This is a genomic window from Halobellus rufus (genome assembly GCF_000739575.1).
In the GTDB taxonomy this organism is placed as follows: domain Archaea; phylum Halobacteriota; class Halobacteria; order Halobacteriales; family Haloferacaceae; genus Haloquadratum; species Haloquadratum rufum.
The window spans coordinates 104,354-126,160 of the sequence record NZ_BBJO01000030.1 but is presented as its reverse complement, the minus strand read 5'-3'; the positions used below and the strand labels follow the sequence as shown (position 1 = coordinate 126,160).

Sequence of the window (21,807 nt, the reverse complement as noted above, 5' to 3'; positions counted from 1 at the left end):
CGGAGCAACCGATGTGTAGAGCCTGCCCGGGGTTGATGATACTCCCCGCCGTCAGGGAAACCACACACCGGCGGGGCAGTCGAGCCCGCGAGCAGGAGAGGTGAACAACCAATGCCAGTCTACGTAGAATTCGACGTCCCAGCCGACCTCGCAGAGGACGCCCTCGAGGCCCTCGAGGTCGCCCGAGACACAGGAACCGTAAAGAAAGGAACCAACGAGACGACCAAGGCCGTCGAGCGCGGCACCGCCGAGCTCGTCTTCGTCGCCGAGGACGTCTCGCCCGAAGAGATCGTGATGCACCTGCCCGAACTCGCCGACGAGAAGGGCATCCCGTACGTCTTCATCGAGACGCAGGACGAAGTCGGTCAGGCCGCGGGCCTCGAAGTCGGCTCCGCCGCCGCCGCCATCGTCGACGCCGGCGACTCGGAGGGTGAGGTCGAAGACATCGCCGCGAAGCTCGAGGAACTGCGGTAACCGACGATGAGCGCAGAAGAGACCGCCAGCGACTCGACGTCCGCGGAGGTCATCGAGATCGTTGGCAAGACAGGGATGCACGGCGAGGCCATGCAGGTCAAATGCCGCATCCGCGAGGGCTCGAACCAGGGCCGCATCATCACGCGGAACGTCCTGGGCCCCGTCCGCGAGGGCGACATCCTGCAGCTCCGCGAGACGCAGCGGGACGCCGACTCCATCGGAGGTCGATAACCTATGGTCGAAACGCGCACGTGCGATTACTCCGGCGAGGAGATCGAACCGGGCACGGGCACGATGCTCGTGAAGAACGACGGAACGATCCTCCACTTCAAGGACTCGAAGGCCGAGAAGAACTACCGTCTCGGTCGCGAGCCCCGCGATCTGGAGTGGACCGAGGCCGGCCGCGAGGGTAGCGACGAATGAGCCACCACGACGAGCGCACCTTCGTGATGGTCAAGCCCGACGGCGTCCAGCGCGGTCTCATCGGCGAGATCGTCTCTCGCTTCGAGGAGCGCGGCCTGAAGCTCGTCGGCGGGAAGTTCATGCAGATCGACCAGGAGCTCGCACACGAGCACTACGGCGAGCACGAGGACAAACCGTTCTTCGACGACCTCGTCGACTTCATCACCTCCGGACCCGTCTTCGCGATGGTCTGGGAGGGCGCAGACGCGACTCGACAGGTCCGTTCGATGGTCGGCGAGACCGACCCCGCCGAGTCCGCCCCAGGCACGATCCGCGGCGACTTCGGCCTCGATCTCGGCCGCAACGTCATCCACGCCTCCGACCACGAGGACGAGGGCGCGAACGAGCGCGAGATCGACCTCTTCTTCGACGAGGCGGAACTGCTCGACTACGAGCGCATCGACGCCGCCTGGCTGTACGAAGACGAAGATCACTGACTCGGTGCGCCCGTTCCCGAGTCGGAGCGAGTGACCGCGGACTTCCTTCTCCGCGCTCGCGTTCTCACCCTCGCGAGCGACACGCTCGTCGGTATCGATACGCGTCGAAAGCGAGACCGAGAGCGGGGCTCGCGGCGGTCGGGACGGACCCGCCGGTCTCAGTCGGCGTTCGGCGCGGCGGTCTCGATCTCGCCGGCGTCGAGTTCCGATTCTATCTCGCGGGCCGCAGTCACCATGTTCGAGAGCTTTCGGTAGGCGACCTCGCGGGGGAGGAGCTTCACGCCGCAGTCCGGCGAGACGCTGAGGCGGTCCGGGGAGACCACTTTCAAGCCCTCCTCGATGTTCGCCTTGATCTCCGGGACTGACTCGACCTCAGCGTCGTGGACGTCGACGACGCCGAGCGCGAGGTCCGGCTCGAACTCGGGATCTCGGAACACGTCGATCTGCTGGTAGCCGTCGTTGCAGAGTTCGACGTCGAACTCGTCGATCGGGAAGTCGTTGATCGCGGGGTACAGCTTCGAGTAGTCGCCGTAGCAGACGTGCAGACAGATCCGGACCTCGTCGGGCACGCCGTCGACGATGCGTTCGAGGCACTCGCCGACGATCGCGTGCTCCTCGGGTGTCGTCGCGAGCGCGGGCTCGTCGAGTTGGACGTAGCGCGCGCCCGCGTCGACGAGTCGGTGGACCTCCTCGTTGACCAGGTCGGCGAGGTCGTACGCGAGCGCGGCGTCGCTGTCGTAGGCCTCGTTGAAGGCCCACCGCGCGAGCGTGTACGGCCCGGTGATCGGCACTTTCACCGGCCTGCTCGCGACGCCGGCGGTGAACTCGAACTCCTCGAGCAGCCACGGATCGTCGTACTCGACCTCCGAAACGACCGAGGGCTTGTCGTAGTAGTTGTGTCCCCACACCTTCACCGGACCGTTGAACTCGTAGCCGCGGATCCGTTGGGCGAAGTGTTCGACCATCTCGTCGCGGCGCATCTCGCCGTCGACGACGGTGTCCAACCCGGCGCGCTCGTGCTCGTGTGTGATCACGCGCGCGGCGTCGTCTTGGGCCTCGGCGAGGGCGCGCTCGTCGAGGCTCGACTCCGGGTCCTCCGCGAGCGTCTTCGTCCGGGTGAGCCACGTCGGTTTGGGGTAGCTCCCGACGACGGTGGTCAGCAGGAAGTGCTCGGCGTCGTGGTCGGCGGGGCGGAACTGCTCGCGGTTCGAGGGGTTTCGGACCATCAGACGCTCACCTCCCGTTCGAGATCGGCCGCCGCCGCGAGCGCGGCGAGTTTCTCGCGATACCGATTGACGGGGAGGTAGAACAGTTCGGTGTTGCTGCTCACGTAGACGGTCTCGAAGTCGGTCATCGGAACCTGATCCGTGAACCACTCGACGCGCTCGCGCAGCGTCTCCGCGGACTCGATCAGCGTGTTCTGCCCGTCGGCGACGCCGAGTGCGACGTCGTCGGTGATTCCGTACTCGACGGCGTTGTAGACGGTCTGTTCTCGGTCGTCGGCCACGAGGTCCACGCCGAGGGCGTCGACGGCGGCATCCATCAGGTGCGCGTGGGTCTTCTCCCCGAGCGCGCCGAAGTAGGTGTGGACGACGACCTCCGCGTCGGTCGCCTCGGCGACGGTGCTGATCGCCTCGGGAACGGCGTCGGCGACGTCGTCGTCCGGCGGCGACTCGACGAGCGACGGCTCCAGGAGGAACAGCGTCTCGTGCTCGGGGAACGCCTCGACCTCACCCGCGAGAAAGTCGGCGATCGCCGAGAGGAACTCCCGGTCGTCGCCGTAGTGCGCGTCCGTCGCGAGGTCCGCCAGCGAGTACGGCCCCGGGAGGACGGCCTGCAGCGGCGCGGCGTCGTCGATCACCGCCGACGCGGCTCGCAGTTCGGCCGCGACGTCCCCGGAACGGGCCAGTTCGCCCACGACGCGCGGACTGCGATAGAAGTTGTTGTTGTCGTAGTAGCGCGCGATCCCGTCGGTTTCCACGCCGTCGTGAACGGTCAGCGGATGCGCGAGCATGTCGTCCCACCGGAGTTGGCCCTCGACGATCCGATCGAGATCGGCGTCCACCTGCTCGTCGACGACCTCGGCGCGGGCGCGCTCGTACGTCGAGACGACGGCGTTGGACTCCGAACCCGAGATCAAATCCGCCTTCTGGCGGCCCTTCAGATCCGCGAGGTCCGATTTCGCCCAGTCCGGAAGCGGAAACAGCCCCGGCGTCGTCGCGACGAGTTCAGTCATCGACACTCGCTACGAAATGCCGCTGCTTAATATTTGCTAAAGCGAAATATTCGCTATAGTAATTCGCCTCGGAGGGGACCGAAGCCACTTCAGCCGTCCGCGGCGTCGGTCAACGCCAGCACCGACAGCGTCTCGAAGGGGTAAGACTCCTCGACGACGACGTCGTGGTCGAAGCCGCACGACGCCGCGTAGTCGAGCACTTCGTCGTACCCCGTCAGCGAACTCACCAGCAACAACGCGACGCCGTCGTCCGCGAGCGCGCGACCGACGGTGTCGAGGAACGGCTCGATCAGTTCGCGGCCCGACTCGCCGCCCGACAGCGCGCGCTCCATCCAGTCGTCCCACTCGTTGTCGGGGTCGGTCGGGAGATACGGGGGGTTGAACGCGACGGTGTCGAACGCGCCGTCGACGAACGGCGAGAGGAGGTCCGCTCGGACGACATCGAAGGCCGGACCGGAAGCCTCGCCCGGGCCACCGCCGCTCAGCGCGCGTTCGCGCGCCGTCCGGCAGGCGTGCGGGTTCACGTCGGTCGCGACGACCGAGGTGACGGCGTCGACGTCCGTCGCCTGCGCGGCGACCCAACCGGAGCCGGTGCCAACTTCGAGGAACCGCCCCCGACCCGCCCGTTCCACTGCGGTCGCGAGGAGCTGCGAGTCCTCGGCGGGCTGATACACGCTCGTCTCGACGCCTCGACGCGAGGCCAAGTCGCGCTTGGTCTCCTCGGTCACGAGCCGCTCCCACCCGACTCGCCCGACCCGTCGCTCCGCGGCCCGCCCGGAACGCCGTCGGTTTTCAGCTCCGACTCGTCGGTCCCGCGGTCGGCGGCCGTCGAGCGCTCTCGATCGCCGTCATCAGTGTCGTCCTCGTCCGGGCCGTTCCCGTCCGGATCCGCCGCCTCCCGGTCGGCTTCGGGGACCTCCGCGTCCGCCTCGGCGTCTGACGGCTCCCTGTCAGCGTCACGGTCCGATTCGTCCCCACTGTCGTCGCTCGCGGCCCCGTCAGACAGCGCTTCCGAAGCGCTGTCCAGTTGCTCCTCCGGCGGCCGCGAATCGCCAGCGAGGACGAACCCGCCGGACTCCTGTCGGCCCATCAGCTCCCGCTGCGGGAACGGGATCTTGATCCCCTCCGCCTCCAGCGCCTCCTTGACGGCTCCGATGACGGCCGTCTGCGAGCGCCACTTCCGGCGCGCGCTCGGGTTGTCGATCCAGTAGCGGACGCCGAGCACGACAGCGGAATCGCCCAGCCGCTTGAAGACCACCTGCGGCGTCGGCACGCTCATCGGGTCGTCGAGATTCGTGACCGCCTTCCTCGCGATGTCTGCGGCGCGTTCGGGGTCGGCGTCGTAGTCGATTCCGACTTCCACCTCGATGCGGAGCCGCCCCTTCCGGCTGCGGTTGACGAGGCTCTCGGAGGAGACCACGTCGTTGGGGATCATCACGTACTCCCCGTCGAACGTCTGCATCCGGGTGTTGACGATGGTGATGTCGGTGACGATGCCCTCGTACTCGCCGACCTGAATCCAGTCGCCGATCTCGAACGGCCGGGAGAACATCAGCACGAACCCCGCGAGCATCGCGCCGAGAGTCTGTCTGGCCGCCATACCGACGACGATGCCGAGGAACCCCGCGCCGACGAGGATCCCGCCGACGTTCACGTTCCACAGCGAGAGGACGATGGTGAACGCGAGGAGGTACAGCGCGACCTGTCCGAGCCTGTAGGCGATCTCGCGCTCGTGTTCGCCGACTGACGACCGCGTCTCCGCGAGCTGGTCGACGAGCTGTTTGACCAGGCCGGTCATCGTGTACGCGCCGATCAGAAAGAGCGCGGAGATGCCGGCTTTGACGATCGTCTCCGGGCCGTAACTGGTCCCGAACACCGCGAGAAGCTCGTCGGAGAGGCCCCACAGCCCGACGATCGCCACCCCCGCCCCGGCGGCGACGACCATCGTCCCGACCGTGACGATCACGTGCCAGGCGGTCGATTCCAACCGATCGGGAGCCGCCTCGTGGATCCGGTCCGTGCGTGCCAGAAACGCCATCACGGCGACGCCGATCGCGAACGTGACCGCGATGCGGCCGGTGAACGACGGAACCAGCTCCGAGAGGCTCGAAAGCGCGGCTGCGAGTTCTCCGAATCTCCCACTTCCCGTCTGAAGTGTTGCGGCCATCGTCGGTCCTCTCACCGGCCGTGTTCGTCCGCGATCGCGGTCAGTTCGGCGAACTCCGCGGGCGTGAGCGATCCCGCCCGCGCGCGGAGCAGATCCTCGTCGACGGCCTCGACCGCCTCGACGACCGCCTCCGGGTCGTCGAGCCCCGAGATGTGGGCGGTGTTGCGGATCCCGTTTCTGATCGTCTTGCGCCGCTGGGTGAAGAGCGCCTTCACGAAGTCGAAGAAGAACGCCTCGTCGTCGACGACGTACTCCGGCTCCCGCGGTCGCAGTCGAACGACTGCGCTCTCGACGGCCGGCGCGGGGTCGAACGCCGTCGGGGGGACGATCTCGACGACCTCGACGTCCGCGTAGTGCTGTGCGCTCACGGAGAGCCGCCCGTAGGCGTCGGTCCCGGGCTCGGCCGCCATCCGCTCGCCGAACTCCCGCTGGAACATCAACACGAGCGGTCGCTCGGCGGGGAGCAGCCTGAACGTGATCTCCGAGGAGATTCCGTACGGGAGGTTCGAGACCGACGCCGAGAAGTCGGGCAGGTCGACGTCGAGCGCGTCGCCCTCGACGACCTCCAGCCGCCCCGCCTCGACGTCCTCGCGGAACTCCTCGCGGAGGAACGCCGCGAGCGACGGGTCGCGCTCGACGACTGTCACGGTCTCGGCGATCCGGAGCAGTCGGTCGGTGAGCGCGCCCGTGCCGCCGCCGATCTCGAGGAGGTGCGTCGCGTCGGCGTCGGCGGGCAGGTAGCCCGGGATCCGATCGAGCACCCGGTCGTCGACCAGAAAGTGTTGATCGCGGTCGGGGTCGCCACGGAGTCCGGCCCGACGTCGCAGGTCGTCGGGGTCTCGGAGGTCCGCCGCGGCGTCGGCCGTCGAATCAGTCATTGCCCCCCGTTGCGCCCGGGAGAGTGTAAACGTCTCGGGTCGGTCACGCGGGGGCCGGCTGCGGGATACGGACCGTCGTCACGAGTCGCGGCCGACGAACGCCTTGTACTTCAGGTCGTCGTCGCGGAGTTCCTCGATGATCCGCTCGACGAGGACCTCCTTCGGCCGGTGGAGCCCCGAAACGCGCTCTTCGAGCTCCTCGAAGCTCTCGAAGGGGCCGCGCTTGCGCTGGTCGAGCACGTTGTTCCGGAGCTTCTTCCCGATGCCGGGGAGGAGATTCAGCTGGTGCAGCCGCAGCGTGATCGGTTGGGCGTCGTTGTAGAAGTCGACGAAGCGGCGCTCGTTCGCGTCGACGATCTCCTCGATGGCGTACTCGAGTTCCGCGGTAGCGGTGTTCGAGAGGTCGTCGTACATCACCTGCTTGAACCCCGAGACCACGTCGCGGGCCTCGGTGGGTCCGATCACGACGCGGTCGCCGATCGAGACGTCCGCGTCGTCGGTCAGGGTGACCTCGAAGAGCCGGAAGTCACGCTCGCCGATCACGTACGCCAGCGGCGACTTCCGGTGCCGGGGCCGGTCGTCGTCCGCGCGTCCGTGCGGAAGGTGATCTAAGACGACCGCGTAGCGAACCTCCGTTTCCTCGGCATCGCTCGAACCGTCCGGCTCGGGGGTGCGGTCGGATCCGTCCGCCGACTCCTCGGCGTCGTCGGCGTCTCCGCTCTCGGTCGTAGTCATAGACTGACGTACGGTGAGGGTCTATTTAAATAGTGGGCTGCGCGACCGGAACCGCACCGGCCTCTCGCAGCGTCAGACGTACTTCGCGACGACGTTCAGCACGTCGTCGAGTTCGTCGCCGTCGAGCGCGTAGCGCTCCTGCGCGTAGACCGCGCGGAGTTCGTCTCTGCTCTGCGGGAGGAGATCCGCGATCTTGATCGCCGTCTCGATGTCGACCTTCTCCAGTTCGAGGAGCTCCTCGACGAGGTCGCGGGACTCCTCGGGATCGAGGTGGGCGAACCGATTCACGTGCTCGATGGCGCGGGCGAGTTCGTATCGCAGCTCTCGCTCCTCGTCGGCTGCGCGTTCGGCCTCGACGTCCTCGAGGAGCCGTTTGACCTCCGAGACGGTCATGTACTCCTCGCTAACTTTCTCTTTGAAGATGGTCATCGGCGTCGGAGATTACTCCTGGGCGCGCAGGTGAGCGGGGCGGGCGATGAGCGTCTTCTCTTTGCCGCCGTCGACGATCTGGACCTTGAACGCGCGGCCCTGTTTGCCGACGACTTCGCCCGTGTGACCGTTGAAGCGCGGGTGGAAGCGACCCTCTCGGACGCTCGGGTCGATCTTCAGGTGGACCTTCTGGCCCTCGTCGAACTCCTGGATCGCTCGCTGCGGCGGGGACGTTCCTCGCTCGCGGGGGTTGTTCGAGAGCTTTCCTCGCGTACCGTGAAGTGGACCGTTGGAACTCGGCATAGTCGTTGGAGGCAGTACTTCCGACGCGGTTATAAAACGCACGTTCCCGTCCGACGAGCGACGCCGGCGGTCGCGGGCTCGCACAGCGCGACTATCGTGCGACGAACCCGCAGGCACCGCCCGGGAATCTCGCCCCGTCTCGGCAAAATCTAAACCATAGGGTATCGTACTCACGATTATGGCACTGGAACACGCAAGCGGCGGAGAGCTTCCGGAACGATCTACGGGCGAGGACGGCGCCTCGGTCGATCACGACTCCAGCTCTCGGCTCGAACAGTTCGGACTCGGCGTCTCCGTGAGTATCCTCCTCGGCGCGGTCGTCGGCGTCGCGGCGGCCGCGTCGGTCGATGCGGGCGGTCTCCCGCTGATCTTCGCTCTCGGGGTCGGGTTCATTCTCTCTCCGCTCGTCGGTCTGCTCTTCCTCCGCCGCGGGGCCTGAACACGGCTCGTGTGACGAATCGGTGGCGGCGCGCGCCGCCGACGAACTCGGTTTCTGATCCCCAGCAGGGGAATCACCTCTAGGAGTTGCAGAAGCCGCGGGCTCGGTGGCTGCGTCGAGCGGAGAAGGATGATTGAGACGACGCTGCGGTCGCTCGCGCCGGCGCGCCGCTCAGATGCGACCGACGTTCTCGACGGAGACGCTCTCGACGCCGTCGACGCCGCTGAACGCCTCTTCGACCGCTTCCGTGCCGCCCGCGTCGTCGGGGACGATCACAGTCGGAAGCAGCGCGACCAGTCCGAACGCGACGTCGTCGCGCTCGAAGCCGTTGATCTTCGCGCCCTCGGGCAGCGACTGTTCGAGCCGCTCTTGGAGGTCGTCAAGGTCGATTTCGGGGCTGTTCGGCATCACCTTGATCTTGGCTGCTACTTTTCCCATCGTTCAGGGTCCCATGAACCCGCAGTCGGGGCACTCATAGAGGTTGCTCTGCTTTCGGCACTTCGCACACCGCGAGATCTCGTGGCCACAGTCCGGACAGTTGAACGTCGCCGCGCTCATGCCGGAGATGTTGATGCCACAGGACACGCACTGTCGGGCGTGTCGCTGTTCGGACTGGCTCATACTCTACACCACCCGGGCGCGACTTTTAACGGTTGTCTTTCCCGGTCATCCGGTCCGGGAGCCGTCCGCTCACCACCCCAGCGCGATCGGCCCGAAGAGCACGCCCATCAGGTGGACGCGTCGCGCGCCGACGCGCGGCGGCATTAAGCCGACGACCGCGGCGAGACAGAAGACCGCGCCGCCGAGCGGCCCCGCGAAGCCCACTGCGAGCGCGAACAGGAGCCCCAACACGCCGAGGACGAGCGGGCGTCGCGGCAGTCGACGGACGACGAGGAGGTACCGCTCGCCGACTATCAGCAGGACGGCGATCCCCAGCCCCGCCGCGAGGACGACCACGAGCAGCATCTCCGCGAGCGGCATCGGAGCCGTCGCTCCCGCCGCCGCGCTCGCGCCTGTCGCCGACGAGGAACCCGCGCCCGCGAGCGACTCCAGCGCGACGGTGACTCCGCTTCGGGGCGCGCCGAGCACCGCGAGCGAGGCGACCGCGAACACCGCCGTCGCCGTGTCGGCCCCGCTGGTCGCGACGACGTAGGCGCGGTCCGATCCGCGCCCCGCGGGGCCGCTGCCGCCCGCGCCGCCGAGCGCCAACACCGCGGCGACGCCCGCGGAGACGCCCGGCAGGTAGCCGACGAGCGCGCCGCCCCCGACTCCCGAGAGCGCCGCCCGAACCGTCTCGGTGACCGAGAGCCCCAGCGTCGTCCCCTCCTGCGGCGGGACGGCACCGTCGGCGTCGACCGCGTCGACCAGGATCGGCGCGCCGAACAGCCCGCCGAAGATCGGCGCGAGCATCGAGGCCGCGCCGTCCGGCGTCAACACGCCGGTCGCCGGGAGATCGAGCCTCAGAAACCCGAGGCCCGTCGCCACGACGAGACAGAGCAGGCCGCCGAGTCGCGCTCGGCGTGTCGGTTCGGCGAGGACCAGCAACCCCGCCACGACCGCGAGGAGAACGGGGAGCGCGGCGAGCAGCCACGCTCGCCCGGCGGCGACGGCGTGCGAGAGCGGCAGCGCGACCGCGACGGCACCGACGAGGGCGATGCCGCTGCCGACCGCCGACAGCCGGATCGCCTCACGTCCGCAGCCGGCGAGGACGAGTCGGTGCCCGGGCAGCGCCCCGGGGGCGGTCGCCGCGTCGGGCACGCCGAGGACGAGCCCCGGCACGATCGAGAGAAAGGTGTGAACGACGCCCGCCGCGAGGATCGCCGCGCCGACCGCCGTCGGGGGGCCGTCGATGCCCGGCGCGATCCCGACGAGGAGGAACGCGACGCTGTTGACGTGCAGCCCCGGAAGCAGCCCGGTCAGCGTGCCTAACGCCACGCCGCAGAGCGCGAACGCGAGGGTGATCGTGGGCGAGACCATCGCGACGGAGTGGCCCCGTCCTCGTATTTGAACGTTCGCGTGGACCGGTGGTCGAACCGTTCACGTCGGCGTCGACGCACTAGCGCAGCCGCTGTCTCGGTAGCGTCGAAAGAAATCGGATCGAAAGACGAGTTGGCGCGACGTCCGGATCGGACGGTCGGCGTCTTCGGCGGTTCCGAACTCAGCCGAAGAGGTTGCCGAGGCCCTCGCCGGAGGCCTCTTCGTCCTCTTCCTCGTCCTCGTCGCCGTCGTCGGCTTCCTCGGCCTCGTCGTCGGCCTCGTCGTCGCCGTCGTCGGCGGTCTCGACTTCGCCGCCGGCAGCGCCGCCCGCGGCGGGCGCGGGAGCGGCGGCTGCCGTCTCGACGGCTTCCTCGATGTCGACGTCCTCGAGCGCGGCGACGAGCGCCTTGACGCGGGACTCTTCGACATCGACACCGGCGGCCTCGAGGACCGCGGTGATGTTCTCTTCGTTGATCTCTTCGCCCGACTCGTTCAGGGTGAGAGCTGCGTAAACGTATTCCATTGTCGTATTTCCTCGTAGTTATCCGAACATCGCGCCGAGGCCTTCGGCACCGTCTCCGTCGTCGTCGTCGGTGTCGTCGGCGTCGGCATCTTCTTCCGTGTCTTCGTCAGCCGATTCGTCCTCGCCCTCGTCGGCCGCCTCCTCGGCGGCCGGCTCGGGCGCCTCGACTCCCCGGAGCTCCTCCGGGAGCGCCTCCTCGTCGTCGATCTGGGCGGCGAGCGCGCGAACCTGCGCGTCGGCCTTCGCGACGAGATCGGGCAGCACGTCGGGGTCCTCGATGGCGGCGAAGAGCCCGAGGGCCTTCGCGTCGCCGGCGGCCTTCGCGAGCAGCGTCGGCGCGGTCTGCGCCGTCGGGTAGCTCGCGTTGACCGAGAGGTTCCGAGCGGCCGCGGCGGCGGACTGGATGTCCGCGCGGTACTCGTCGACGTCGATCGCGAGTTCGTCGGGCTCGAACAGGACGCCTTCGGAGAAGACGCCGCGGAGGTCGAGGCCGACTTCCTTCGGCTCGATGCCGAGCTCGGAGAGCACGCCTTCGAGTTCCTCGGAGACCGGCTCGCCGGCGTCGAGGACCTTCGAGTCCTCGGTGACCTGGATCGAGCCGTCCATGATGCGCGCGGCGGCTCCGACCTGCTGGAGTTCGCCCACGAACGGGCCGGGGTCGACGCCCGTGTCACCCTCGGGGATGACGATGTCGTTGGGCGCGACTTCGCCGGCGCTGATCGGCGCGGGCGTCTTCGACGCTTCGAGCTGCTTGTACAGCCCGAAGGGGTTGTCGTTCGTGCCCACGAGCGCGACCTGTCCCGAGACGTACCCGGTCAGGTCTTCGAGGCCGTCGTCGACCTCTTCGAGCGCGCGGACGGTGAGCGTGTTGCGGCTCATCCGCAGTTCCGCGCTGCCGTGAAGCTCACGGCGCATACTCTGGAGCTGTCGGCTCGGAATCCCGGCGACGTCGACGACGCCGACGGACTCGTAGCCTTCGAGGAACTCGACCAGTTCGCCGACCTCCTCTTTCTTCCACTCGGGGATCGTCTCCGTTCGTCGCGCGGCGGCACTCTCGCTCATGCGGGTACCTCCACGGACGGGCCCATCGTCGTCTTCACGTACATCGAATCGATGTTCAGCGGGCCCTTCTCGAGGCTCGCTTCGAGACGACGGACGATGACGTCGATGTTGTCCGCGATCTCCTCGGAGTCCATATCCTGAGCACCCACGCGGGTGTGGAAGGTCCGGCGATCGCGGGAGCGGAGTTGCACCGTGTTCTTCATTCGATTCACTGTCTCGACGACGTCGTCGTCCGGCTGAAGCGGTGTCGGCATCTTACCGCGCGGACCGAGAACCGTCCCCAGGAAGCGGCCGATGTCCTGCATCATGCTGGCTTCGGCCACGAAGAAGTCGGTCTCGTCGGCGAGGTCTTTTGCCGCGTCGGTGTCGTCTCCGAGCTCTTCGAGGTCGTCGCCGTCCAGAACCTGGTCGGCGACCTCCTCGGCTCGGAGCGCGGTCTCACCGCTCGCGAAGACGACGATCTGCGTCTCCTGTCCGGTACCGGACGGGAGAACGACAGACTCGTCGACACGTTTCGATGGGTCGTTTAAGTCGAGATCGCGCAGATTCACGGCGAGGTCGACCGTCTCGCGGAAGTTCCGCGGCGGTGCCTCGTCGAGCGCGCGAGAGACTGCGTCAACTATCGTATCTGCCATTATTCACCTCCGTAGTACGCAGGATTGCTCCTACGGGTCAGTGAAACAGGCGTCTGCCTGTCTCGTCGAATCGAACGGGTATGGCGGCCTTAAGTCCGTCGAAGCAGTTCCCGCGTACCGCCCGTTTTCGGGGGAGAGACGCCCGATCCGTGGGAACTACCTGCACGGTTCGGTCGCCTCCCGTCCGGTCGATCCGCTCCCCGTCCGGTTGCCGGGGTCGGCCGCGGTCCAGATGTTCGAGACGTTCACGCTCGCCGACACGTATATCTCCGCTCACGGCGACTGTTCACTATGGCACTCAGTGCTCGAAACCGACTCACGGGAACCGTGAAATCCGTAAATGCGGACGAGATTATGGCCGAGATCGTCGTCGAACTCGGCGACGGGGAGACGATCACGTCGACGATCACGCGCGGGTCCGCCGACCGCCTCGGCCTCGCCGAGGGCGACGAGGTCGACGCCGTGATCAAGGCGAGCGAAGTGATGATCGACAGCGCGTAGGCTCGCGAGGGGTGGGAAATCCGCACTGAAGAAGGGACGTCGTCGGCCGCAGATCGGCGTCGGTCTCGACGTTATTCGGCGAAGACGTCGTCGTACTCGCCGTCTTCCATCCGCTTTTTGAACTCGCGGGGGTTGTTGCCCTCGATCGTGACACCGAGGGAGGTGCACGTGCCGACGACTTCCTTCGAGGCGTTGAAGGGGTCGTACGACAGCAGGTCCGAGGACTTCTGCTCGGCGATCTTCTTCACCTGCTCGACCGTCAGGTCGGCGACGAAGTCCTTCTGCGGTTCGCCGGATCCGGTCTCGAACCCGGCCTCGTCTTTGATCAGTTCAGCCGTCGGCGGGACGCCGACGGAGATCGTAAAGGAGCCGTCGTCCTCGTACTCGACGGTCACGGGGACTTCCATCCCGTCGAACGCGGCCGTCTCGTCGTTGATCTGCTGAACGACGTCCTGCACGTTCACCGGGGTCGGTCCGAGTTCCGGACCGAGCGGCGGACCAGGGTTGGCCTCCCCGCCGGGAACGAGTACTTCGATAGTTCCAGCCATACCTGACAACACCCTGCGGCGACTTTTAACGGTTTTCTTTCGGCCGAGCGGGCGTGTCAGGGAGGGACACGGGAGATCGGTGTGAGAGAAGTAGACGGCCGGTCGCAGAGACGTCCGCCGGCGCGTCGCGAGCGCGGAAGCGGTGGGAGCGTTGCAGCGTCGCATCGCTGTAGCGTCTGCAACCGATTGCGCGTCCGATCGCACGACGCCGATAGAGCGAGTGGAGGCGTGTAAGCGCCTCGATACCCCGCAACGGTTTTCACTCCTGTCGGCGTATCGAGATATGCGATGACCGAAAAATCGTTCACGTTCTTCGAGATCCATCTGCACGACGGCCTCAGTTTCAGCGCGACCAACACGGCTCCCGCGATCGGGGGCTCCTCCGAACCCGATCCCGAGGAGTCGTCAAACGGCGTCGACGACGAAGCCACGGAGTCGACGAGCGGCGGTCCGTTCGGTGGTGGGGCCGGCCTCCCGGTCGCCGGCCTCGTCGCGCTCGTGCTGCTCGTCGCGCTCGCGGCCGTGGCGAAGCACCTGCGCGGCGACGACGACGCGCTCTCGGAACTCGACGACGTCGGCGAGGAGTGAATCGACACCGAGCGCTCGCTGAACGCCCCCGCCGACGACTGCCGGACTCCCGACGACGCTCCCGAGGTCGGATAGCTTAAGCGGCCGCCACGGTATGCCTGCGGTATGACCGTTTCGAGCGCCCCCGGGAAGGTGTACCTCTTCGGGGAGCACGCGGTCGTCTACGGGGAACCGGCGGTGCCGTGCGCCATCGAGCGCCGGGCCACCGTCACCGTCGACGCCCGCGCGGACGACCACATCAGAGTCGAGGCCCGAGATCTGAGTCTCGACGGCTTCACCGTCGAGTACACGGGCGACACCGACTACAGACCAGACGTCGACGTTCCCGCGGGACTCGTCGACGCCGCGGTCGGGTACGTCGACGCCGCAGTCGAGCAGGCGCGCGAGGCCGCCGACGCGCCCGACGCGGGCTTCGACATCACCGTCGAGAGCGAGATCCCCCTCGGCGCGGGCCTGGGATCCTCGGCGGCCGTCGTCGTCGCCGGTATCGACGCCGCCACGCGCGAACTGGGCGTCGAACTCGACCCCGAGGAAGTCGCCGACCGCGCCTATCGCGCCGAGTACGACGTCCAGGACGGGCAGGCTTCCCGCGCGGACACGTTCTGCTCGGCGATGGGCGGGGCGGTCAGAGTCGAGGGCGACGACTGCCGCCGGATCGACGCGCCGAACCTCCCCTTCGTCGTCGGCTTCGACGGCGGCGCGGGCGACACCGGCGAACTCGTCGCCGGCGTTCGATCCCTCCGCGAGGAGTACGCTTTCGCCGCCGACACCGTCGAGAGCATCGGCGACATCGTCCGGACGGGCGAGTCGCTGCTCGCCGAGGCCGACCCCGACGCGGAACCCGAACCGGAACTGCTCGCGGAACTCGGGCGGCTGATGGACTTCGATCACGGGCTGCTGGAGGCGCTCGGGGTCTCCTCGCGCACGCTCGACAACATGGTGTGGGCCGCTCGCGAGGCGGGAGCCCACGGCGCGAAGCTCACCGGCGCGGGCGGCGGCGGGTGCATCGTCGCGCTCGACGAGACGCCGGAGACGCGCACCGCGCTCCGGTACACCGCCGAGTGCGAGGACGTCTTCCGCGCCGAGTTGGACCGCGAGGGCGTCCGCGTGGAGACGCCTGGTACCGACGCGGACCCGGAGGTCCAGCGGTGACGACCGTCCTCAAACTCGGCGGCAGCGTCGTCACCGACAAGGAGACGCCGGAGACCGTCGACGACGACGCGCTCGACCGGGTCGTCGACAGCATCGCCGACGCCGACGTCCCGGAACTCGTCCTCGTCCACGGGGCGGGCAGTTTCGGCCACCACCACGCGGACAAACACGGCGTGACGCCGACCGAGGGAAGCCACGACGCCGACGGCGTCTGGGCGATCCACGATTCGATGCGCCGCCTCAACGACGAGGTCGTCGGGCGGTTGCAGGACGCCGGCGTGTCCGCCCTCCCGGTCCACCCGCTCTCGGCGGGCGCGCGGGACGCGGACGCGACGCTGTCGCTCCCGACCGCGTCGACCGCGACGATGCTCTCGGAGGGGTTCGTGCCGGTGCTGCACGGCGACGTCATCGCCCAGTCGGGAGCGGGCGCGACGATCATCAGCGGCGACGAACTGGTCACGCACCTCGCCCGCGCGCTCGACGCCGACCGCGTCGGGCTCTGTTCGACCGTCCCGGGCGTCTACGACGAGTCGGGGGAGGTCGTCCCGCGGATCACCCGGTTCGAGGACGTCGCCAACGCGCTCGGCGGGTCCGACTCCACCGACGTCACGGGCGGGATGGCGGCGAAGATCCGCGCGTTGCTGGACCTCGGCGCGCCGGCGTCCGTGTTCGGTCCCGACGCCTCGAGGGGTTCCTCGCCGGGCGGTCGGTCGGGACCGTCGTCGAGGGCTGATTTTCAACTTACGTCCCCGGGACGCCCAGCGCCGAGACCGACCCGAGACCGATCAGTTCCAGGGCGGCGAGGGCGACGACCGCCGCGGCCCACGCGGCCGCGCCGGTGACGCCGGCTTTGACCCAGCCGCCGGGGTAGCGCCAACGGATGACGGCGATCCAGCCGACGAGCCCGAACAGCGAGCCGAACAGCGGGATCCACGACAGCAGCGCCCACGCGATCGCGCCCAGGAGGGCGGTGAGCACGGCGTGTTCGAAGGTGAGGCCGCCGGGCTCCCCGCGGGCGATCACGTGCTTGGCCGCGACGTGGATCGCGCCGCCGCCGATGAGCAGGCTGACCGCGAAGACGACGACGCCGTCGAGCGGATCGAATCGACCGAACTGGAGTGGGATCTCGAAGTACATCGGTAACTACTGGCTCCTCGAGCGGGAGTCTCCGGCCCGCAATAATGAAAGCCGACGTCGATGAACGCCAGTTTCGGCGGATTTCGTCGCACTTCACCCGGGTTGCTTCGAGTTCCGCACGCCTCGGAAGAAACCGATATGTGACTCCCCGCACAAGAGGCGGCTATGAGCGAATCGGACGGGACGGTCGACGCGGGCGACACCCGCGAGGTGATTATGGAGGCCACCTTCCGGGCGCTGCGCAAACACGGGTACAAGGACCTTCGCGTCCGCGACATCGGGGCGGAGATGGACCTCTCGCGGCAGGTGATCCACTACCACTTCGACGGGAAGTACGATCTGCTCTCGTCGTTTCTGGAGTACGTCATCGACCAGTACGAGGGCAGCGTCGCGGTCGACGAGGAGACGACGCCGCGGGAGGAACTGGACCGGCGCATCGACCGCTGTCTGCTCGGACCGGAGTGCGAGAACTTCTCGCACTGGGAGCGGATGCGGGTGTTCCACGAGCTGTACGCCTCGGCCCAGCACGACGACGCGCACCGCGAACGGTTCAACGAGCACTACGACCGCCTCAGCGACAGCATCGTCGACGCCATCGAGCGCGGGATCGAGCGGGGAGAGTTCAGAGACGTCGACGCCGACCGGATGGGTCAGCTCATCACCGACCTGATCCACGCCGCCCGAGAGCGACGGCTCGCGCTCGGTCACGAGGACGCCCCCCGAGAGGCCCGAGAAGCCATCGACGAGTTCGTGCTCGACTCGCTGTACTGCGGCCCCGAGGGATCGGACGACTGCGAGAAATCGTGAATTAGGGACGCCTACCGTTCTCCGTGGGCCGTCGACTCCGACCCGATCTATAGCTCGGGGACGTCAGACGGCATATCGAAGTCGTGGTAGTACTCGCCCTTCTCCTTCGAGAGGATGTCGAGGACGGCGGCCGCGCCGTCGCCCGCGGCGATGACGGCCTGCCACTTCTCGGGGCGGCCCATCGCGCCGGTCGCGTAGACGTTCTCGACCGACGTCTCCATATCGAGCGTCACGTCGACGACGTCCTCGTCGGTGAAGTCACACCCGAGATCCTCCGCGAGACTCCGGTCGCCGCCGGTCGCGAGGACGACGTAGGTCGCCTCGTACTCGTCGTCCTCGGTGGCGACGGCGAAGCCCTCCCCGCTCTCTTCGACCGAGGTGACCTCGGCGTCGACGAGGTCCGCGCCGCGGTCGCGGGCCTGTCCCCGCGCGAGCGCGAGGAACTCGTCGCCGCTGACGCTCCGGACCGCGGGGTAGTTGAACAGGTGCGCCTTGTGCATCCACGACTCGTCGGTGTCGAAGACGACCGTTTCGAGGTCGTTCTTCGCGGCGTACAGCGCCGCGCTCAGTCCGGCCGGGCCACCGCCAACCACTGCTACGTCTACCATATTCGGACGAACCGACCGCTCGCAGAAGTAGTTTACCATCTGGTAAAATTCAGGCTGGGAGACAGGAGAACGGGTGACCGGGTCCAGAGGACGAACGGTCCGACTACAGTACGAACGGGCCGCGCTGTCGGATCGGTTCGTCGTGTGGCTCGCCCGCGACCGCGACGACGCGGAGCCCCTCGTCGCTTCGGAGTTCGACGTCGGCGACGGCGTCGGCGGCAACCGGGAGGGCGTCGCCCTCGCCGAAGGCCGCACCGTCGGCGGAGCGGCCACCCGCGCAGTCGACGGTTCCGCTCCCCGAGACGCCGTAGAGGAAACCCGCCCAGTCTTCCGGACGCGACCACGTCCACCCCTCGTCGACCGCGGAACCCCGTCCCCCACCGTCGACGACGACGTCGAGGTACTCCATCGGCGTTCTGAGTGAGAGCGGCGAGCCGTCGCCGACGACCGTCGTCACGGTCGCGCCGTCGGCATCTTCGGTGGGGAGATCGTCGGCATCGGCGTCCGCGTAGCTCGGCTCGACCTCCTTGTCCTCCCTGGGGAGGTTCACCCACAACTGCAGCCCCGTGCAGGCCGCACCGTCGGCGGGGAACTCCGAGTGGCGGACGCCGCAGCCGGCGGTGATCCGCATCGCCTCGCCCGCGTACGCGGTGTTGGATACGCCGAGGGAGTCCTCGTGGGCCATCCCCCCGTCGATCATGTACGAGAGGATCTCGAAACCGCGGTGGGCGTGCATCGGGAACCCCCGGTCGGGATCGATGTAGAACTGCTCGAACAACACGAACGGGTCCAGATGCGACGCGTAGTCGCTCGTCGGAAACGCGCGGGTCGAGTGCACGCCGGTCCCGTGTCGGACGCGCTGGCCGGCGACTACCCCGCCGTTGACGGATTCAGGCTCGTCCATCGCTGTCTACCCAGTTCGTTTACCGTCCGGTAAAGGCTGTCGAGAGCGAGTGGGTTCGGCGACGCCTGCGGAGGCCCGGTGGGAGTCGACGCGTCGAGCGTCAGCGTTATCGATCGAGTGGGGAGGCATAACGGCCGAATACGAGTGGCCCTAGTTTTTTAGATTAGTCTAAACTTATAATTTGAGTAGACAATATAATTTTTATATCCCCGCGCAGTACAGGGTACCAAGAGAAATGATTCACCGACAGGGAATCGATCCGCGAACGCGCGGGAACTGGCTACGGACACCCATCGCCGGCGACCCCGGTACAGAGAGATCGGATTCGTGATCCCCTCGCTGCACACCGACGCCGGAGCGCTCGTCCCGTTCGGACAGGTCCCGGACGCCGTCTGGGAGATCTTCGTCTTCTCCGTCCGCGACGGGTTCGTACAGGTCAGCGCGTTCGTCGCGGTCACGGTCTTGCTGTTCGGCTACGTCCAGTACCGGACGGGCGGCCGGCTGGTCTCGTTCTTAGAGAACAACGAGCGGCTGCAGCCCATCGCCGGGGCGCTGCTCGGCCTGACGCCGGGTTGCGGCGGCGCGATCATCGCGATGCCGCTGTACATCCGCGGGACGATCAGCTTCGGGACGGTCGTCGCCACGCTCGCCGCAACCGCCGGCGACGCGGCGTTCGTCATCATCGCCCTCGCGCCGGAGGCGGCGGTGTACGCCTACGGGCTCGCGTTCGTCTCCGCGATCCTGTTCGGATACGCGATCGACGGCTGGGGACTCGGCATCGGACGCGTCGACCGCGCGGTCGACCGGCTCAGTCGGCCGGTCACCGACGGCGGGTTCGCGACGCGGAACGTGGCCGAAGGAGGGCCGAGCGTTCCGATCGCGGACGCGGACAGCTGCGGACACACCCCCAACGACGGCGCGACTGCCAACGGTCTCCTGATGACGGTGACCCACGGAGTCCACGTCGTCTGGTGGTTCGTCGCGATCGCCGGGGCGGTCGCCGGCGTGCTGTACCTCGCGCGCGGGGCACCGGACGTGCCGCTACAGTTCGGCCCGACGTTCTTCGGACTGTTCACCGTCGCCGGGCTGACGGGGACCGTGCTGTCGTTCTACCTCCACTTCGTCGGCCGCCGGTACATCGGCACGGGCGGGTCGGGGCGCATCCGCGAAAACTTCGCCAGCGCCTACGAGACCTTCCAGCACGCGGCGATGGAGACGAGTATGGTCACCGTCTGGGTCATCGGCGCGTACCTGCTCTACGAGTACGGCATCGTCGTGTTCAATCTCGACATCGCGGCGCTGGCGGCCGCCGCCGGCGTCCTCGCCCCGATCGCGGGTGCCGCCCTCGGCCTCATTCCCGGCTGTGCACCGCAGATCGTCTTCGCGGGGCTCTACGCCGAGGGGGCGATTCCGTTCTCCGCGCTGACGGCGAACGCCATCAGCCAGGACGGCGACGCGCTGTTCCCCCTGATGGCCATCGATATGAAAGCGGCCATCATCGCGACGATCTACACGACGATTCCCGCGCTCATCACCGGCGTGCTCGTCTACTACTTCTGGCCGTTCGCCGACTTCGGGTTCGGGGTTCTCTGAGCGAGAGGGTCGTCCTCTCGTGCGCTGGGTCGTCAGCGAGAGCGACGACCGTCGGTCGCTCGGCGATCCCTCACGTCTCCGTGTTTCGATCCAGCGGGTCTTCGAGTTCGCCCATCACCGCCTCGAGGGCGTCGGTCGCGGTGAGAAGTCCGACGACCTCGCCGTCTTCGATGACGAGCGCTAACTCCTGATCCTCCGTTTGGAACTGGTCGAACGCGTCGCTGATGTTCGTCCCCGCCGCGAGCGTCATCGGCGGCGCGGCGACCTCCGAGAAGGACAGCTCACCGGACTGCAGCGCCTCGTAGTGGTCGATGATCGATGGGGCGTACACGATGCCGCGGAAGTCGCTCAGATCGTCGCCGACGAGCGGGAACCGGGTGTGTGGCGTGCTCCGTATCCGCTCGAAGTTCTCCTCCGGCGAGGCGGTCGTCGAGAGCGCGACGATCTCCTCGACCGGGACCAGTATCTCCCTGATCGCGAGTTCGTCGACGTCGAGCGCCCTGAGTACCTCCTCTCGCCGCTCCTCGGGCAGATCTCGCTCTTCGAGGAGCGAGTGGATCCGATTTCGGAGCTGCGCCCGGGATTCGAGCACGTCCTCTTCGGTTTCGAGCCACGCGCCGGTCATCTCGATGCCGAACAGTTTGAGCGTCGCCTTGGCGATCCAGTCGCCGAGCGTGATGAGCGGCGAGATGAGCCAGTTGAACCAGTAGAGCGGCGCGGCCCCGTACCGGCAGACCAGCCGGGAGCGTTCGACGCCCAGGTACGTCGGCGTCTGCTCGCCGTGGGTGAGGTGCAGGAGGTTGATGATCCCGAACGCGATGATCGCGCCCGCCCCGATCGACGCGAGCGGCGTGGTGGCGAAGTACGGCTCGAACAGCGCCGCCAGCGCGGGCTCGGCGACGATACCGACGGCGATACTCGACGCCGTGATCCCGACCTGACACGTCGTCAGGTAGATCTCCAAGTTCTGCGTCATCTCCCACGCCCGTTCTAGGGCGGGGTTCCCGTCGACGAACTCGTCCTCGCTGAACTGTCGGGCGCGCGTCAGCGCGAACTCGATCGCGACGAAGAACCCGTTGGTCAGGATGAGCGCGAGACCGGCGATCAGTCTGATGCTGACTTCGAGCGGGGTCACACTGTCGTTCTCTCGCACGATACGGTAAATAAGTACGGAAGCTTCCGACGACGGCGCGGACCCCGGATCGAACGGTT

29 protein-coding genes and 1 pseudogene are annotated in these 21,807 nt (G+C 67.7%); 11 read left to right on the top strand and 19 right to left on the bottom strand.

Annotated elements, in window-relative coordinates; genetic code table 11:
* Window positions 1-111 precede the first annotated feature (111 nt).
* The 4 genes from rpl7ae to ndk are packed head-to-tail and all read left to right on the top strand — an operon-like array spanning window position 112 to window position 1,373.
* Window positions 112-474 (top strand): 50S ribosomal protein L7Ae, encoded by a 363-nt coding sequence (gene rpl7ae, locus ACP99_RS12705; RefSeq protein WP_049986949.1) that lies wholly within the window; start codon window positions 112-114, stop codon window positions 472-474.
* Between the two features lie 6 nt (window positions 475-480).
* Window positions 481-705, top strand: coding sequence for a 30S ribosomal protein S28e (locus tag ACP99_RS12700; protein ID WP_049986948.1), 225 nt, complete (start codon window positions 481-483; stop codon window positions 703-705).
* Window positions 706-708: 3 nt separating this feature from the next.
* Window positions 709-897: a 50S ribosomal protein L24e gene (locus ACP99_RS12695; protein WP_049986947.1), complete on the top strand. Its 189-nt coding sequence runs from the start codon at window positions 709-711 to the stop codon at window positions 895-897.
* On the top strand, window positions 894-1,373 hold the full coding sequence (ndk, locus tag ACP99_RS12690) for a nucleoside-diphosphate kinase (RefSeq protein ID WP_049986946.1): 480 nt from the start codon (window positions 894-896) through the stop codon (window positions 1,371-1,373). The genes ACP99_RS12695 and ndk overlap by 4 nt, the downstream gene beginning before the upstream one ends.
* 158 nt (window positions 1,374-1,531) lie before the next feature.
* Here ndk and ACP99_RS12685 read toward each other — a convergent pair whose 3' ends face one another.
* From ACP99_RS12685 to ACP99_RS12650, 8 genes are all read right to left on the bottom strand, one after another.
* Window positions 1,532-2,599, bottom strand: a complete 1,068-nt coding sequence (locus ACP99_RS12685; protein WP_049986945.1) for a methionine synthase — start codon at window positions 2,597-2,599, stop codon at window positions 1,532-1,534.
* On the bottom strand, window positions 2,599-3,609 hold the full coding sequence (locus tag ACP99_RS12680) for a 5-methyltetrahydropteroyltriglutamate--homocysteine methyltransferase (protein ID WP_049987002.1): 1,011 nt from the start codon (window positions 3,607-3,609) through the stop codon (window positions 2,599-2,601). Before ACP99_RS12680 ends, ACP99_RS12685 begins: the two co-directional genes overlap by 1 nt.
* Window positions 3,610-3,698: 89 nt before the next feature.
* The gene (locus ACP99_RS12675; protein ID WP_049986944.1) at window positions 3,699-4,337 is read right to left on the bottom strand and encodes a HemK2/MTQ2 family protein methyltransferase; all 639 of its coding nucleotides are present in this window, start codon (window positions 4,335-4,337) and stop codon (window positions 3,699-3,701) included.
* Window positions 4,334-5,776, bottom strand: a complete 1,443-nt coding sequence (locus ACP99_RS12670) for a mechanosensitive ion channel family protein (protein ID WP_081927460.1) — start codon at window positions 5,774-5,776, stop codon at window positions 4,334-4,336. Before ACP99_RS12670 ends, ACP99_RS12675 begins: the two co-directional genes overlap by 4 nt.
* A gap of 11 nt (window positions 5,777-5,787) precedes the next feature.
* On the bottom strand, window positions 5,788-6,654 hold the full coding sequence (locus tag ACP99_RS12665) for a 16S ribosomal RNA methyltransferase A (protein ID WP_049986943.1): 867 nt from the start codon (window positions 6,652-6,654) through the stop codon (window positions 5,788-5,790).
* 78 nt (window positions 6,655-6,732) lie between these two features.
* Window positions 6,733-7,389 (bottom strand): DUF655 domain-containing protein, encoded by a 657-nt coding sequence (locus ACP99_RS12660; protein WP_049986942.1) that lies wholly within the window; start codon window positions 7,387-7,389, stop codon window positions 6,733-6,735.
* A gap of 72 nt (window positions 7,390-7,461) precedes the next feature.
* Window positions 7,462-7,818 carry an RNA polymerase Rpb4 family protein gene (locus ACP99_RS12655; protein ID WP_049986941.1) on the bottom strand — a complete coding sequence of 119 codons (357 nt, stop codon included), beginning with the start codon at window positions 7,816-7,818 and terminating at the stop codon, window positions 7,462-7,464.
* A gap of 12 nt (window positions 7,819-7,830) precedes the next feature.
* Window positions 7,831-8,121: a 50S ribosomal protein L21e gene (locus tag ACP99_RS12650; RefSeq protein WP_049986940.1), complete on the bottom strand. Its 291-nt coding sequence runs from the start codon at window positions 8,119-8,121 to the stop codon at window positions 7,831-7,833.
* A 178-nt stretch (window positions 8,122-8,299) separates the two neighbouring features.
* Here ACP99_RS12650 and ACP99_RS12645 point away from each other — a divergent pair, with 178 nt between their 5' ends.
* Window positions 8,300-8,560, top strand: a complete 261-nt coding sequence (locus ACP99_RS12645; RefSeq protein WP_049986939.1) for a hypothetical protein — start codon at window positions 8,300-8,302, stop codon at window positions 8,558-8,560.
* Window positions 8,561-8,731: 171 nt separating this feature from the next.
* On the opposite strand, the gene ACP99_RS12640 is transcribed toward ACP99_RS12645, so the two are convergent.
* From ACP99_RS12640 to ACP99_RS12620, 6 genes are all read right to left on the bottom strand, one after another.
* Window positions 8,732-8,998 (bottom strand): elongation factor 1-beta, encoded by a 267-nt coding sequence (locus ACP99_RS12640; RefSeq protein WP_049986938.1) that lies wholly within the window; start codon window positions 8,996-8,998, stop codon window positions 8,732-8,734.
* A gap of 3 nt (window positions 8,999-9,001) precedes the next feature.
* Window positions 9,002-9,181, bottom strand: a complete 180-nt coding sequence (locus ACP99_RS19335; RefSeq protein ID WP_081927459.1) for an HVO_2753 family zinc finger protein — start codon at window positions 9,179-9,181, stop codon at window positions 9,002-9,004.
* A gap of 69 nt (window positions 9,182-9,250) precedes the next feature.
* Entirely contained in the window at window positions 9,251-10,537 is a 1,287-nt protein-coding gene (locus tag ACP99_RS12635; protein WP_049986937.1) for a tripartite tricarboxylate transporter permease, read from the bottom strand.
* A gap of 181 nt (window positions 10,538-10,718) precedes the next feature.
* Complete coding sequence (gene rpl12p / locus ACP99_RS12630; protein WP_049986936.1) at window positions 10,719-11,060, bottom strand: 50S ribosomal protein P1; 342 nt, start codon at window positions 11,058-11,060, stop codon at window positions 10,719-10,721.
* Between the two features lie 18 nt (window positions 11,061-11,078).
* Window positions 11,079-12,122, bottom strand: a complete 1,044-nt coding sequence (locus tag ACP99_RS12625; RefSeq protein ID WP_049986935.1) for a 50S ribosomal protein L10 — start codon at window positions 12,120-12,122, stop codon at window positions 11,079-11,081.
* Complete coding sequence (locus ACP99_RS12620; protein ID WP_049986934.1) at window positions 12,119-12,757, bottom strand: 50S ribosomal protein L1; 639 nt, start codon at window positions 12,755-12,757, stop codon at window positions 12,119-12,121. The genes ACP99_RS12625 and ACP99_RS12620 overlap by 4 nt, the downstream gene beginning before the upstream one ends.
* Window positions 12,758-13,048: 291 nt before the next feature.
* On the opposite strand from ACP99_RS12620, the gene ACP99_RS12615 reads away from it, so the two are divergent.
* Window positions 13,049-13,258, top strand: a complete 210-nt coding sequence (locus ACP99_RS12615) for a TOBE domain-containing protein (protein WP_049986933.1) — start codon at window positions 13,049-13,051, stop codon at window positions 13,256-13,258.
* A 71-nt stretch (window positions 13,259-13,329) separates the two neighbouring features.
* Here ACP99_RS12615 and ACP99_RS12610 read toward each other — a convergent pair whose 3' ends face one another.
* Entirely contained in the window at window positions 13,330-13,806 is a 477-nt protein-coding gene (locus tag ACP99_RS12610) for a 50S ribosomal protein L11 (RefSeq protein ID WP_049986932.1), read from the bottom strand.
* 288 nt (window positions 13,807-14,094) lie between these two features.
* On the opposite strand from ACP99_RS12610, the gene ACP99_RS12605 reads away from it, so the two are divergent.
* The 3 genes and pseudogenes from ACP99_RS12605 (at window position 14,095) to ACP99_RS12595 (ending at window position 16,279) form a co-directional block, all read left to right on the top strand.
* Entirely contained in the window at window positions 14,095-14,394 is a 300-nt protein-coding gene (locus ACP99_RS12605) for a hypothetical protein (protein WP_049986931.1), read from the top strand.
* Between the two features lie 105 nt (window positions 14,395-14,499).
* On the top strand, window positions 14,500-15,546 hold the full coding sequence (mvk, locus tag ACP99_RS12600) for a mevalonate kinase (RefSeq protein WP_049986930.1): 1,047 nt from the start codon (window positions 14,500-14,502) through the stop codon (window positions 15,544-15,546).
* Window positions 15,543-16,279, top strand: a pseudogene (locus ACP99_RS12595) (isopentenyl phosphate kinase). Before mvk ends, ACP99_RS12595 begins: the two are co-directional and overlap by 4 nt.
* Before the next feature lie 8 nt (window positions 16,280-16,287).
* On the opposite strand, the gene ACP99_RS12590 reads toward ACP99_RS12595, so the two are convergent.
* Window positions 16,288-16,683 carry a hypothetical protein gene (locus tag ACP99_RS12590; RefSeq protein ID WP_049986929.1) on the bottom strand — a complete coding sequence of 132 codons (396 nt, stop codon included), beginning with the start codon at window positions 16,681-16,683 and terminating at the stop codon, window positions 16,288-16,290.
* 165 nt (window positions 16,684-16,848) lie between these two features.
* On the opposite strand from ACP99_RS12590, the gene ACP99_RS12585 reads away from it, so the two are divergent.
* Window positions 16,849-17,490, top strand: a complete 642-nt coding sequence (locus ACP99_RS12585) for a TetR/AcrR family transcriptional regulator (protein WP_049986928.1) — start codon at window positions 16,849-16,851, stop codon at window positions 17,488-17,490.
* A gap of 47 nt (window positions 17,491-17,537) precedes the next feature.
* On the opposite strand, the gene ACP99_RS12580 is transcribed toward ACP99_RS12585, so the two are convergent.
* The gene (locus ACP99_RS12580; RefSeq protein ID WP_049986927.1) at window positions 17,538-18,098 is read right to left on the bottom strand and encodes an NAD(P)/FAD-dependent oxidoreductase; all 561 of its coding nucleotides are present in this window, start codon (window positions 18,096-18,098) and stop codon (window positions 17,538-17,540) included.
* A gap of 103 nt (window positions 18,099-18,201) precedes the next feature.
* Entirely contained in the window at window positions 18,202-19,002 is an 801-nt protein-coding gene (locus ACP99_RS12575; protein WP_049986926.1) for a pirin family protein, read from the bottom strand.
* A gap of 339 nt (window positions 19,003-19,341) precedes the next feature.
* Between ACP99_RS12575 and ACP99_RS12570 the strand changes: the two genes are divergently transcribed.
* Window positions 19,342-20,595, top strand: coding sequence for a putative manganese transporter (locus ACP99_RS12570; protein WP_049987001.1), 1,254 nt, complete (start codon window positions 19,342-19,344; stop codon window positions 20,593-20,595).
* A 70-nt stretch (window positions 20,596-20,665) separates the two neighbouring features.
* Here ACP99_RS12570 and ACP99_RS12565 read toward each other — a convergent pair whose 3' ends face one another.
* Complete coding sequence (locus ACP99_RS12565) at window positions 20,666-21,730, bottom strand: CNNM domain-containing protein (RefSeq protein WP_049986925.1); 1,065 nt, start codon at window positions 21,728-21,730, stop codon at window positions 20,666-20,668.
* Between the last annotated feature and the right edge of the window lie 77 nt (window positions 21,731-21,807).

What these genes read in the sequence shown, in the direction of transcription:
- ACP99_RS12685 (WP_049986945.1), bottom strand. Translation starts at nt 2,599, where the DNA reads ATGGTCCGAAACCCCTCGAACCGCGAGCAGTTCCGCCCCGCCGACCAC.
- mvk (WP_049986930.1), top strand. Translation starts at nt 14,500, where the DNA reads ATGACCGTTTCGAGCGCCCCCGGGAAGGTGTACCTCTTCGGGGAGCAC.
- ACP99_RS12670 (WP_081927460.1), bottom strand. Translation starts at nt 5,776, where the DNA reads ATGGCCGCAACACTTCAGACGGGAAGTGGGAGATTCGGAGAACTCGCA.
- ACP99_RS12620 (WP_049986934.1), bottom strand. Translation starts at nt 12,757, where the DNA reads ATGGCAGATACGATAGTTGACGCAGTCTCTCGCGCGCTCGACGAGGCA.
- ACP99_RS12610 (WP_049986932.1), bottom strand. Translation starts at nt 13,806, where the DNA reads ATGGCTGGAACTATCGAAGTACTCGTTCCCGGCGGGGAGGCCAACCCT.
- rpl7ae (WP_049986949.1), top strand. Translation starts at nt 112, where the DNA reads ATGCCAGTCTACGTAGAATTCGACGTCCCAGCCGACCTCGCAGAGGAC.
- ACP99_RS12635 (WP_049986937.1), bottom strand. Translation starts at nt 10,537, where the DNA reads ATGGTCTCGCCCACGATCACCCTCGCGTTCGCGCTCTGCGGCGTGGCG.
- rpl12p (WP_049986936.1), bottom strand. Translation starts at nt 11,060, where the DNA reads ATGGAATACGTTTACGCAGCTCTCACCCTGAACGAGTCGGGCGAAGAG.
- ACP99_RS12590 (WP_049986929.1), bottom strand. Translation starts at nt 16,683, where the DNA reads ATGTACTTCGAGATCCCACTCCAGTTCGGTCGATTCGATCCGCTCGAC.
- ACP99_RS12650 (WP_049986940.1), bottom strand. Translation starts at nt 8,121, where the DNA reads ATGCCGAGTTCCAACGGTCCACTTCACGGTACGCGAGGAAAGCTCTCG.
- ACP99_RS12660 (WP_049986942.1), bottom strand. Translation starts at nt 7,389, where the DNA reads ATGACTACGACCGAGAGCGGAGACGCCGACGACGCCGAGGAGTCGGCG.
- ACP99_RS12640 (WP_049986938.1), bottom strand. Translation starts at nt 8,998, where the DNA reads ATGGGAAAAGTAGCAGCCAAGATCAAGGTGATGCCGAACAGCCCCGAA.
- ACP99_RS12605 (WP_049986931.1), top strand. Translation starts at nt 14,095, where the DNA reads ATGACCGAAAAATCGTTCACGTTCTTCGAGATCCATCTGCACGACGGC.
- ACP99_RS12585 (WP_049986928.1), top strand. Translation starts at nt 16,849, where the DNA reads ATGAGCGAATCGGACGGGACGGTCGACGCGGGCGACACCCGCGAGGTG.
- ACP99_RS12655 (WP_049986941.1), bottom strand. Translation starts at nt 7,818, where the DNA reads ATGACCATCTTCAAAGAGAAAGTTAGCGAGGAGTACATGACCGTCTCG.
- ACP99_RS12695 (WP_049986947.1), top strand. Translation starts at nt 709, where the DNA reads ATGGTCGAAACGCGCACGTGCGATTACTCCGGCGAGGAGATCGAACCG.
- ACP99_RS12665 (WP_049986943.1), bottom strand. Translation starts at nt 6,654, where the DNA reads ATGACTGATTCGACGGCCGACGCCGCGGCGGACCTCCGAGACCCCGAC.
- ACP99_RS12680 (WP_049987002.1), bottom strand. Translation starts at nt 3,609, where the DNA reads ATGACTGAACTCGTCGCGACGACGCCGGGGCTGTTTCCGCTTCCGGAC.
- ACP99_RS19335 (WP_081927459.1), bottom strand. Translation starts at nt 9,181, where the DNA reads ATGAGCCAGTCCGAACAGCGACACGCCCGACAGTGCGTGTCCTGTGGC.
- ACP99_RS12580 (WP_049986927.1), bottom strand. Translation starts at nt 18,098, where the DNA reads ATGGTAGACGTAGCAGTGGTTGGCGGTGGCCCGGCCGGACTGAGCGCG.
- ACP99_RS12645 (WP_049986939.1), top strand. Translation starts at nt 8,300, where the DNA reads ATGGCACTGGAACACGCAAGCGGCGGAGAGCTTCCGGAACGATCTACG.
- ACP99_RS12575 (WP_049986926.1), bottom strand. Translation starts at nt 19,002, where the DNA reads ATGGACGAGCCTGAATCCGTCAACGGCGGGGTAGTCGCCGGCCAGCGC.
- ACP99_RS12625 (WP_049986935.1), bottom strand. Translation starts at nt 12,122, where the DNA reads ATGAGCGAGAGTGCCGCCGCGCGACGAACGGAGACGATCCCCGAGTGG.
- ACP99_RS12615 (WP_049986933.1), top strand. Translation starts at nt 13,049, where the DNA reads ATGGCACTCAGTGCTCGAAACCGACTCACGGGAACCGTGAAATCCGTA.
- ndk (WP_049986946.1), top strand. Translation starts at nt 894, where the DNA reads ATGAGCCACCACGACGAGCGCACCTTCGTGATGGTCAAGCCCGACGGC.
- ACP99_RS12700 (WP_049986948.1), top strand. Translation starts at nt 481, where the DNA reads ATGAGCGCAGAAGAGACCGCCAGCGACTCGACGTCCGCGGAGGTCATC.